Origin of the sequence: Coxiella endosymbiont of Ornithodoros amblus, from assembly GCF_019425495.1 — a bacterium.
GTDB lineage: Bacteria > Pseudomonadota > Gammaproteobacteria > Coxiellales > Coxiellaceae > Coxiella.
Genome location: NZ_VFIV01000011.1, coordinates 22,037 through 33,456, shown reverse-complemented (window position 1 = coordinate 33,456; position 11,420 = coordinate 22,037). Strand labels below are relative to the sequence as shown.

Genomic DNA, 11,420 nt, shown 5'->3' with positions numbered 1-11,420 from the left:
GCCGGTTTTCAAACTTGCTCACAGCAATTCAAACATAGTTGATCCAGCAGTCCACACGTGCACAGCGCACCTTCGGTGCGCTGGGACTCTCGCCTGTGCTGAAATGACGGAATTTGTTTTTCTAGAAATAAATCAATTATCCAAATTTCAGGCTTTATAAAGAAATTTTATTTATGACTCGTTTTTTTTTGGTTTCGTTTTTGTGAACGACTTCGAAGATGGAAACTAGAAATTCCACGTAAATTTAGTTTAGGAAAGGCTTGTCCTAATTCGTTGCATTCAATACAGGTCTTACTGAAAGTTTTATAACTCCGCTTTTTTCCTACATTTCGCGGTGAATTTTTGTCAGGAGTTTAATATTTTTTCACGGAAAATATCTAGATTTAAAACCGGAGTCCTCAATGCTTCATGAATTAAAAAATTCAATAGAGTAGGAATTTTTTAATGAGAATGATTTTATATATAAATTATTTTAAAATGATAAAAAGCAGTTTCTAGAAATTAATTTTTTAGTATTGGTCAAGCGTTAATTGAAGAATTGATAGTTGATCTGTATAAAAAGATAGAACGTCTTTGGATTAGTATTATTGGCACTTTCCAAAGTTGTTACTACTTTTTCAAAATCGTCAGTATCTATATTTTTTATAATCTTAAAAAATAAAATTAATAAAATTTTTTTGATTTCTATTATTTTATTTAATTAATCTGTTAATAGTGATTTTATTTTTTATAATATTTCGAAGTCTGCTTCCGACTCTGGAGGTCATTCGTTAATCCGTATCGGATAAAGCATTTCTAAAATCGGTAATATTTTTTGATATAAAATATTATATAGCGTTCGTGGTTTTCAAGATGTTCTTCTGAATTATCATTGAATTCTAACTTGGATTATTTAACGTAGAAGAGTAAACGTTCAAAATTATTTATTTCAAAGTGACATGTGTCGGTTGATAAAGTTTCTTTGTAAAAAGTTTTATCTTCGTCATAAGTGGAAGACAGAAATTTTTATAAATAAAAATAGATAGACTGGGTCGGCTAAATTGATATTTTATTCAAGTATTAATAGTGGAGACAGAAAAACTCCAACTATCATTAAGGGAAACGTTTGTTTTGTCTACCGCTTTGTTTTTTAAAAAAGCAATAAAGTTAGAGTCAGATAATAGGTTAATATATTCAATCAGGGCTAATAAATTTGTTAACTGACAAATTTCAAGATCGGGTTTCTTGAACTTACAATGGAAAAGAAAAAGCGTAAAATAGATAGAAGTAGATTCATCGAAATAACTCTAAAAAAATTTTATCCATTCGAGCAGAGGAAACTTAATAATTACTTCTATCAGAGTCAATATTATTTAAGAGGAGCTATCCCAGCAATAATTGAGGTAATTTTGAGTTATGTAATCGATAGGTCCGAACGTAATATACCGTTCGACTTATTTCCAATGAGGTTTAAGTTCAGAAGAATTTTTTTCTTCTTAATCGGAATTCGGTTCTTCTTTTTGAAACCGTTGATGTTGGATTAAATTAAAAAATTTAGAGAAAAACCAGTGTTAGTATAATTGTTTTTTAACCAATGGCTTAATTTTTTTAAAAATTTGTGATAGTAGCAATCTATCACTTTGCTAAGAGACTTCCCTTTAGATTTAATTTTTTCAGATTCAACTACAATATGAAAAAACTTTACTTTTTAAAGGCACCCTCGATTACGTTTTTGTTTAAAACGGCTAGGCGGTTGGACAATTTCAAATTTAAATGTAGAAGTGATTCAAAAAATATCTTCATAAGTGAGTTTATTTTTTCCTGCAATTTTTTGCTTTTTGAAGATTGTTGACGGTAGGATACCCTATACCATCATCTTATTAAAATTAAAAAAACCGGACCGAAAAAATACTCAACCATTTGATCGCAAATTAATAATCAAGTTAATCAGATTTTTTCTATTAATCAATAAAAAACTATTAATTAAATTACACGAATAACCAGCTATTAAAAAATAAAAAAAATAAACCAACTTACCCACGAAGAGGACGGGTGCTGTTGTCGGACACGCTATGAATCCATCCGTGGACGCTCGGGAACTGACATCCGGACGGATCATGATCCGAACAACAGGACCCGTCCTCTTCGTGGGTAAGTGGCCCTGTTTTTAAAGAAAAGTAAACCCCTGTTTATAGCCTGATCCTTGACAATCCCATACAAATTGTAGAAACTAAAATCATACTTGGAGGGAATTGTTGTTTACTCCCATTTTCTACAACGATCTTCTTTTAAAACGAAACCATCGAAAAAATAAGTGCGTTTAGCTTGTAGCTTAGTTTTTTCCCATTTTTCTCAAACAAGGTTTCCAAATGAATTATTCAAATACAATCGAAAGATCATTAGGCGTATTTAGCTTAACGATGATCACAGCAGAGTCGGTGGATAGCATCCGCAATCTACCTGCGACGGCATTATTCGGCAGCTCGTTGATCTTCTTCTTTATTCTCGGTGCGATTTTTTTCTTATTGCCGAGCGCGCTAATTTCGGCAGAGCTGGCCTCTACGAGTAAAGATCATGGCGGTGTGTATGCGTGGGTAAAAAATGCGTTTGGTTTGCAATTTGGTTTTCTAGCCATTTGGTTTCAATGGATAGAAAACGTTATTTGGTACCCGACAATTTTGTCGTTTATTGCAGGAACGATTGGTTACTTAATTTCGCCGACCTTAGAGACAAATAAAATCTTTTTAATTACCGTCATTTTATGTGCGTTTTGGAGTGCGACCATCATTAATTTATTGGGCATAAAGTTGTCTGCTCGTTCCAGTAATTTTTGCGCCCTGACCGGTTTATTGTTACCCATGACGTTAATTATCGGTTTAGGTGCCACTTGGTTATTTTTTGGGAAATCTTTACAAATCTCGTTTCATTCACAAGCATTATTACCGCATATTACGAGTGGCATGTGGGTGGCATTGACAGGGGTAATGATGTCTTTTTGCGGAATGGAAGTTGCAACCGTTCATACCTCTGACGTTAAGCAGCCGCAAAAAGATTATCCCTGCGCCATGTTGATTGCGACTCTGCTCATTTTATTCACGTTAATTTGTGGCTCTTTATCGATAGCTATTGTGCTGCCGGGAAAACAAATTAGTCTTGTCGCTGGCATTATGCAGGCGTTTGATGCTTTTTTTAGTGCTTGCCATTTGCATGGAATTTTGCCAGCTATCGCATTGATGCTAATTATCGGGGGTATGGGGGGCATTAACAATTGGATCATTGCACCAACGCGCGGTTTGTTGTATGCCTTGCGTGATGGACAAATCAATCGGTATTTATTGCGTGAAAATCGTTTTGGTGCCCCGAGCGTATTATTGATTTTGCAATCGGTAATTGTCTCTATTGTCGCGTTGATTTTTTTATTGTTCCCTAGTGTTAACGCTTCTTATTGGCTGTTAACGGTGTTAGCGTCGCAACTCTACATGTTTATGTATATATTAATGTTCACGGCAGCTATTCGATTGCGTTATAAAAGAAATTACGAAAAACGTAAAGGCTTTTTAATACCGGGCGGCCAATGGGGAATATGGATAGTAGCAATAGCGGGTTTAATTGGTTCGATAACGACATTAATTATTGGTTTTATTCCGCCGAATAACATTGCTGTTGGCAGCACGTTGCATTATGAAACGCTGCTTATAGCAGGGCTAATAGTGATGAGTTTCCCACCTTTCCTGATGTATTTTAAGGCCCGTAAACAAATGCTCTCCCTAGCCGTTGGGAAAAGAGAGCATTTAAGGCAACAACGATACCGTTTTTTCAGCAAAAACCGCTTTGGAGTGGATACTCGCCGCCACCGACTTTAAGGTAAGGACTACACGCATTGTATTTTTCCATCATTTTACCCGTTTGTTCAAAAAACTGACGATATTTAAGTGCAAGCCAACGTTTGGTGATTATTCTGGCCAAAGTAGTGACTAAACTGTCGGGATAAAAAATTTTTTATTAATTTATCAGTAACCGTTGCTGCTTGAAATGAAGAAGCTAATTTAAAAACAACGGAAAAGCGGCTGTTAAAGTGAGAAAAGCCGTTTTTTCTTTTTCTGTTCCACAATAATCAAAATAAAATGTTTATTGGTTTCCCACAGTATTGTAGAATGGCTTGCTTTCGTCGTTCGGCTCGCTGTTGATAAAGTTCGGCTTTGCGTCGATTACTAAAATGCTAGAAATAATTGGCCAATTTTACTTCCATGTGATAAAGTATCGCATTAAAATCTATCGGAATGAGTTCAGTGATATAAATCGACGTTGATCTCTTTTTATCTCTCATCTACCGATATGAGAAAGCCCGCCCCCATTCGCATGCGGCGCCGAATATTCCAGTACAAATGCCGTTTCTTTAAAGGCACAGCTTATTTATAAAATAATACGTCTTTTCGATAAGATTCCGGACACGTCAGCGATAAATTATCCCAATAGCCATTTAAAACATACTGATCGTCTAGCAGCACCACGCGTCGACGAGCGGGACTTTATGGTGTTAGTTGATCTCCTCCCGCTACCCAAAACCGGTATTCTTTTTCCAGTGCTTTCACGAAGGTTTTTATAGCATCAACTCCTTGACGTTGCGCGATAATCTTAATGAGACAATCGAAGAAAAGAGACTGCGACCGGATAGGATAATAAATCCTATTGCCGTTAGGGGTATGGCTTATAGTTTCTATAGGATAAATTTTTTTCCATATTGATCACGAGGTCGAGCTGATTAAAACAGGCAAGTCCTTCAGCAGTCAAATAACTATCCCAATAATAAATTTCTCGAAAATACCCACCAGGGAGGACATAGGGGTGAGGTAACGGAATTAGCGAAGAATAATCAGGATGGGCACTGTGGGCGTTACAGGTTAAGAGAGGTCAAAGCAACTGAACATAAGTTTCCATTGTATGAGAGGGATAAAAATCAAGAAAACGTTCTATCGGATTATGAACTTCAAAATGCTGTGAGATAAAATGGATTTAAAGTGTGGTGCTGTTCTCTTTTGTTGAAAACGGCATAAAATTTCAGCGCGTGAAATTCGGGAAATACAGTTAACACAAGTTTTGGAATCAGGGAAAACCTGCTGTGATTACGAGACGATAAATAGCGTTCCTTCAATTTGACGGTATCGTTTTACCGGAGGTCGTTCTGGAGGGCTTGATTCTCTAACTTTGGGAAACAATGAAGGGTAGGGCATAGTACTCTAAAGCACTGCTAAGTTCTTCTTTTCTTTGGCTATGATAATAGAAGAAAGAGAGTAAAAATAAAAGAGCGATTGGGATGAACGATAGACTTAAGGTATAATATCCACCAAAACGGCCAAACTCAACCTTTGTCAGTTTAGAATTTGGGATTCCACGAGGGGCTTGAAAAAATCATGATAAGCCCATCATGGCGCTGTGGCGATTTTAGGGAAGGTGCTCAATACAATCGAACATAAAATTGGGTGGATGGGGGGAGAGGAAAAGTCTCACAAGTGGGAAAATGTAAACCTTTCAACGGCCTTCCTCCAAAGGGAAACTAAAGCCGAACGTGGGTGATATCCGTGAGGAAACAGTAATAGAACCATTAAGGCCGGAAACCGCAATACAAACGATGAGCAAGTTCAACCAATGTGTTTTTAAGTAAAAACCTGCCGTTAAACGTCCGAGCGTATAAGTCGTCGAGAGAATACCGGCGATTTTAGCACTCATTGTCTGATTCAAATGAAAAACTATTATTAAACGTTGGTAACCATGTCTTAATGCGTTATTCAATAAACACGTACGCAAAAATGCTGATAACAAAAGTAATCACTAATGAATAACGAATTAGTCCAATCATTTCGATAAAATCCTTTTTTAGAGATTCCTGCTTGGAATAAATTTGCTGTTCATCGATACGAGTAGAAGCCAGTAGGAGGAAAGCTAGAGCAGAAAAGCGCCGATAAGCCGAAAAACATAAAGCCAACTTGTGCAGGGGGAATTAATAAAACTCCCCCAAAACCCACTTGATATGCCAACCATAAAAATTCCTTCGAGTAAGCTCGTAAAGCTGGCATGTTCTCACTCATTTTTCGTAATTAACCTGATAGTGGAATAAACGTAAACTTTCACCAGGGCGATGCCTATCAACGCTGACAAGCAATATCCGAACCATCCACATTTGATTGATTAACGGCGTTAAAGAATAAGCTACGCTGATAAGTGCTAAACCAAGGAGTATTGAAGTTTTATAACCTAACCGAGGTAAATAAGCCGCCACGACAAATTAAAAAACGACAATAGTTATTTTCTTTGTAAGCGTCTATTGTGATTTTATAATTTGATAATGATTGATAACTTCTAAAATAACAGTGCCGATTCAGTTAAGAACGATAGCGAAGATAAAATAATTTAAAAAGAGCTATAATTTAACTTTCCATATAATAGTCATATAACTTTTTCCATATCCACGAAGCAAAAATTTCTGATGGAAGCGATATTATCAAAACTGTACGGATTCCAGTGATCTCCATACACGAAGGAAAGCGATGAGTTTGTTTCCTGAGCAGGTGGAATTAATGGAAAGGCTTGTTTTAATTGAAGCAATTGATTATTGGGTTGAAAATAATTTCCCTTACATTTTCTAAGCCGTAGTGGAAATAAGAATATTGAGGTCTTCACGATCAAAAATGGAATTGGAAAATAATAATGACTTATCTTGCCGGCCTTATAACGGCTAGCAGCTCAACGGCGGTGTGTTTTCAATTAGGTAAAGAGTTCGCCGATGAATCCGGAAAAATAGAGGATATTTATTTTTTTATTTCTGCCTTTATAGCCATTCTTATTTTGGTAGGCCATGCCACTTGTCGAACGTTAGTGAATTGCATTAAGAAGAAGTCAGCGATGCCACTCTAATGCATCCTTCTAACGATAAAAGTTATTTTATTTTTGTTTTAGGAACGCTAGGTGCTGGGCTTCAGAATGTGTGGAATACAGTTGAAAATTTTCCGGGATGGGTGGGCGAGACGTTAGCTTCTTTTGCGTTGGAAGTGCTTTTTTTGTGAATTGGTCTTCGATTGTTTAACTCATTGATTATTTTTTAAATTTTTCCTGTGTATATTCGTTGCGTAATCGCATTTGGCCGAAGACAGAGTATCAGCAGAAAAGGCTAAAAAATAATAGATCAATTGAAAGAAATCAGATCTATGCTGTCGGATATAGACAAGGAAGTTCTCAGAAAACGGATTCAAGTATAAAAGGAAACCAATGAGGAAGAGCGCTTAAAAACTTTTTTCGTGTCGCTTAGTGAAAAAGTGCAGGCTCAGAATAAAGTGGAAGTCAATCAACGAGCGTTTTAAAATATCGTCGTTGAAGGGGATCCATTCTATAAGCGTTGGAAAAACCGTCAGTTATTTAGGATTGATGGCGGGTACCTTATGCGCTTATTCCTTTTTGTACGGCTGATAGAAAAGCAATGGAGGGGTTTTTCGGTGGGCATCTTGGTAGCTTGGCTTTTCCGGTGGATGGTTGAAAAAGACTGGGGGCGATCTATTAGTGTAGTGTAAGTTAGTGTAGTGTAAGTTGATGGGCATTAATACTTACATCATGAACGCTCCGCTACCGATGCTGGCTTCTCAAGAAATTTTTAAGAAATTTTCTGGATCGTCACTCATTTACGTTTGAGTCTTAAAAAAGTATTGTCAGTTTAGAAGGGGCTGGAAATCTTTTTACAAATACGATTAACATTACTTCAATCGCTGTCTCTTTTGCGTTTTTTTTGATCCTTTATCTTGTTTTTAAGTTCTGCGTTACACTGCCAAGACCCTTATCAGCAGATAGAAAAGAGTATTGATTATTTAGTGGAAAATATCCGTTCTTTTTCGGACGAGTATTTAGACGCCCTTTATGAGATCGTGAAAGCTAAATTAGATTTTTTTGATGGAAGCCGCGAAGTACTACTTCATTGTCTAGGAATATCTCCGTAGCCCGTATGCAGCGAAGCGAAATACAGGTCGTTTTGAAAACTCGACAAGCCTCTTAGAACCCGTTAAACTCTCAGCCTTATTGAGAGAGGTATTTATGCGAGTTAAAGAGGAAGCGCTCACTTTTGATGACGTTTTATTACTCCCCAACTACTCCGAAGTCTTGCCAAAAGACGTATCGTTAACCACGCGCCTCACCCGAGAGATTACCCTTAATATCCCTTTATTATCAGCGGCCATGGATACGGTGACCGAAGCTCGTCTGGCGATTGCCCTGGCGGAAGTGGGCGGTATTGGTATCCTCCACAAAAACATCAGCCCAACCTATCAGGCCAATGAAGTGCGTAAAGTGAAAAAATTTGAAAGCGGGGTTGTATTCGACCCCATCACTGTTTCACCTGAAAGCACGATTGGAGAACTCAAAAAGATTACCAGTGAGTATAATATTTCGGGTTTGCCTGTCGTTGAAAGGGAGCAGCTCATTGGCATCATCACCAGCCGTGATATTCGCTTTGAAACAGACATGCAGCAAAAAGTTGTTAATTTAATGACGCCCAAAGATCGTCTTATTACCATTAAAGAAGGAGCTTCTCGCGACGAAATTATCAACCTTTTCCGTCAACATCGAGTAGAGAAATTGCTCGTCGTTAACGATCGTTTTGAATTACGGGGTCTAATTACGGTGAAGGATATTTTACGCTCTGAACGAAATCCAAACGCCTGCAAAACAAAATCCGGACAATTGCGAGTAGGCGCTGCAGTGGGAACGGGCGGAGAAACACCGGATCGAGTGGCTGCACTTGCTGCTGGAGGTGTCGATGTCATTGTACTGGATACCGCACACGGTCATTCCAAAGGCGTCATAGAACAAGTGAAATGGATTAAGAAAAATTATCCGCACATTCCCGTCATTGCGGGTAATATTGCCACGGCCTCTGCTGCTCGAGCATTAGCCGATGCTGGCGTTGATGCTGTTAAAGTGGGGATGGGCCCAGGGTCTATTTGTATCACTCGCGTGGTTGCGGGCATTGGTGTTCCGCAAATTACGGCCATTAATGCTATTGCCGCTGAACTTAAGAAGGAAGATATTTCTATTATTGCTGACGGCGGCATTCGTTTTTCGGGTGATATTTGTAAAGCAATAGCCGCGGGATCGCACTCTGTGATGATCGGGGGTTTATTTGCTGGTACGAAAGAAGCGCCGGGAGAAGAAGTCTTATATCAAGGCCGCTCTTATAAAGCCTATCGCGGTATGGGTTCTGCTGGAGCAATGTTTGGTAAGTATGGCTCATCGGACCGCTATTTTCAGGAGTATGTTGATAAACAAGAGAAATATGTTCCCGAAGGAATTGAAGGACGCGTGCCCTATAAAGGTCCTTTGCGTGGTGTGGTTCATCAGCTAATCGGTGGTTTGCGCTCAGGAATGGGCTACACGGGCTGTAGAACCATCGATGAAATGCGGACAAAAACCAAATTTATTCGAGTCACCAGCGCTGGCGTGCGAGAAAGCCACGTACATGATGTAACCGTTACTAAAGAATCACCGAATTATTCAGTAGAAGAGTAGCGGCAGGGTGCTCTCTCTCGCAAGCAGGGAAATCACATGCTAAAAGATATCCACCAACGTCACATTTTAATTCTTGATTTCGGTTCGCAATACGCTCAATTAATCGCGCGGCGAGTGCGGGAAATCGGTGTTTATTGTGAATTAATGCCCTGTGATATCGATGAGGAGGCCATTCGCAATTTTAACCCACACGGCGTTATTCTTTCAGGCGGGCCGGAGACCGTCACGTTAAGTCATACGCTACGCGCCCCCGCTTTTATTTTTAAAATTGGCTGCCCGGTGCTGGGTATTTGTTACGGTATGCAAACGATGGCATATCAGCTCGGTGGAAAAGTCAATATGACGGCTAAGGCTGAATTTGGACATGCGCAATTGCGGGTATTAAATCCCGCTTTTTTATTCGACGGTATTGAAGATCAAGTTTCACCTCAAGGTGAACCTTTGTTAAACGTTTGGATGAGCCATAGCGATATTGTTACCGAATTACCGCCAGGCTTTGAAGCGACAGCTTGCACCGACAATTCGCCTCTAGCGGCGATGGCGGATTTCAAACGGCGATTTTTCGGTTTGCAATTTCATCCTGAAGTTACCCACACCCCTCAAGGGCATTGTATTTTAGCGCATTTTGTAATTTACATTTGTCAGTGCGCACCTAATTGGACTACCAAACATATTATCGAGGACAACATTCGATATATTCAGGAAAAAGTCGGCAAAGAACGGGTCATTGTTGGATTATCTGGGGGTGTGGACTCCGCGGTGACAGCAACTTTGTTTCATAAAGCCATCGGCGATCAACTGGTTTGTATTTTAGTCGATACCGGATTGCTGCGATTGAATGAAGCGGATGAAGTTTTGAATGTATTTCAAAAACATTTAGGGAGCAAGGTTATTTGTGTTGATGAAAAAGATCGTTTTATGAAAGCATTGAAAGGAATTTTAGATCCTGAAAAAAAGCGCAAAATTGTTGGCGAACAATTTATTCGTGTATTTGAAGCACAAGCTAAAAAATTAAATGTAAAATGGCTGGGGCAAGGTACTATTTATTCTGATGTTATTGAATCTGCAAAAACAAAAATGGGAAAAGGCCATATTATTAAAACGCACCATAATGTGGGAGGATTGCCGTTAAATATCGAATTGAAACTCATCGAGCCACTACGGGAATTGTTTAAAGATGAAGTGCGCAAATTAGGACTCGAATTGGGATTGCCCGCGGATTTAATTTATCGACATCCGTTTCTCGGCCCTGGTCTCGCGATCCGCATTTTGGGAGAAGTGAATACAGAATATATTAATATTTTGAAACAGGCTGATGCCATCTTTATTGAAGAATTAAAAAAATCCGATTACTACCACCAAGTCAGTCAAGCCTTTGCTGTTTTTATGCCTTTGAAATCCGTGGGCGTTAAAGGAGACGCTCGGCATTACGGCTATATTATTGCCTTGCGCGCTGTAAAAACAGTAGATTTTATGACGGCGCAATGGGCGGATTTGCCGCATGAATTTTTATCTAGGGTAAGTCATCGAATAGTGAATGAAATTAAAGAAGTCTCCCGGGTTGTTTATGACATGACTAACAAACCGCCGGCGACGATCGAATGGGAGTAAGAAATGCGTAGAAATGAAGATTCAGAAGTCATTGCCGTCGTCCTTTTTAGAATTGTCTGTGGTAATTTCATTGTTAGGACTGCTTATGGGAGTAGGAATGCTGGGAAAAAAGACTCGCAATGTTTGCGATTAATGACTTACAGTTTTTAACTCTGCCTGTATTCAAGGACAGAGTGAAGGGGGTTGCTTGGATTCCTTTGGCTTTTTTCTTGTTTGGATGTTTAAGAAAGCTATTAAAAAAGCTTACGATGTTGCAAATGCTCCTCATTTTTTACGATAAAGGA

5 protein-coding genes and 4 pseudogenes are annotated in these 11,420 nt (G+C 38.8%); 6 read left to right on the top strand and 3 right to left on the bottom strand.

Annotation, left to right across the window (positions count from 1 at the left end; genetic code table 11):
* Positions 1-2,348 precede the first annotated feature (2,348 nt).
* Positions 2,349-3,764 (top strand): annotated as a pseudogene (locus FIV31_RS02685) (APC family permease); the annotation flags it as partial.
* Between the two features lie 31 nt (positions 3,765-3,795).
* On the opposite strand, the gene FIV31_RS02680 reads toward FIV31_RS02685, so the two are convergent.
* The 3 genes and pseudogenes from FIV31_RS02680 to FIV31_RS02670 all read right to left on the bottom strand — a co-directional run bounded on the left by FIV31_RS02680 (position 3,796) and on the right by FIV31_RS02670 (position 6,482).
* The gene (locus FIV31_RS02680; RefSeq protein WP_280123711.1) at positions 3,796-3,945 is read right to left on the bottom strand and encodes a trehalase family glycosidase; all 150 of its coding nucleotides are present in this window, start codon (positions 3,943-3,945) and stop codon (positions 3,796-3,798) included.
* Positions 3,946-4,508: 563 nt separating this feature from the next.
* A pseudogene (locus tag FIV31_RS02675) lies at positions 4,509-4,839 on the bottom strand (trehalase family glycosidase).
* Between the two features lie 339 nt (positions 4,840-5,178).
* Positions 5,179-6,482 (bottom strand): annotated as a pseudogene (locus tag FIV31_RS02670) (MFS transporter).
* A 202-nt stretch (positions 6,483-6,684) separates the two neighbouring features.
* Here FIV31_RS02670 and FIV31_RS02665 point away from each other — a divergent pair.
* The 5 genes and pseudogenes from FIV31_RS02665 to FIV31_RS02645 all read left to right on the top strand — a co-directional run.
* A complete protein-coding gene (locus FIV31_RS02665) occupies positions 6,685-6,891 on the top strand; it encodes a hypothetical protein (protein ID WP_280123710.1) in 207 nt (68 codons plus the stop codon).
* Positions 6,891-7,040, top strand: coding sequence for a hypothetical protein (locus FIV31_RS02660; protein WP_280123709.1), 150 nt, complete (start codon positions 6,891-6,893; stop codon positions 7,038-7,040). The genes FIV31_RS02665 and FIV31_RS02660 overlap by 1 nt, the downstream gene beginning before the upstream one ends.
* A gap of 1,015 nt (positions 7,041-8,055) precedes the next feature.
* A complete protein-coding gene (gene guaB, locus FIV31_RS02655) occupies positions 8,056-9,525 on the top strand; it encodes an IMP dehydrogenase (RefSeq protein WP_280123708.1) in 1,470 nt (489 codons plus the stop codon).
* A gap of 36 nt (positions 9,526-9,561) precedes the next feature.
* Positions 9,562-11,136, top strand: a complete 1,575-nt coding sequence (gene guaA / locus FIV31_RS02650; protein WP_280123707.1) for a glutamine-hydrolyzing GMP synthase — start codon at positions 9,562-9,564, stop codon at positions 11,134-11,136.
* Positions 11,123-11,416 (top strand): annotated as a pseudogene (locus FIV31_RS02645) (hypothetical protein); the annotation flags it as partial. The gene guaA and the pseudogene FIV31_RS02645, both read left to right, overlap by 14 nt.
* Positions 11,417-11,420: the final 4 nt, after the last annotated feature.

Excerpts from the sequence above, each read along its gene's own strand:
- FIV31_RS02665 (WP_280123710.1), top strand. The coding sequence starts at position 6,685 with ATGACTTATCTTGCCGGCCTTATAACGGCTAGCAGCTCAACGGCGGTG.
- FIV31_RS02660 (WP_280123709.1), top strand. The coding sequence starts at position 6,891 with ATGCATCCTTCTAACGATAAAAGTTATTTTATTTTTGTTTTAGGAACG.
- guaB (WP_280123708.1), top strand. The coding sequence starts at position 8,056 with ATGCGAGTTAAAGAGGAAGCGCTCACTTTTGATGACGTTTTATTACTC.
- guaA (WP_280123707.1), top strand. The coding sequence starts at position 9,562 with ATGCTAAAAGATATCCACCAACGTCACATTTTAATTCTTGATTTCGGT.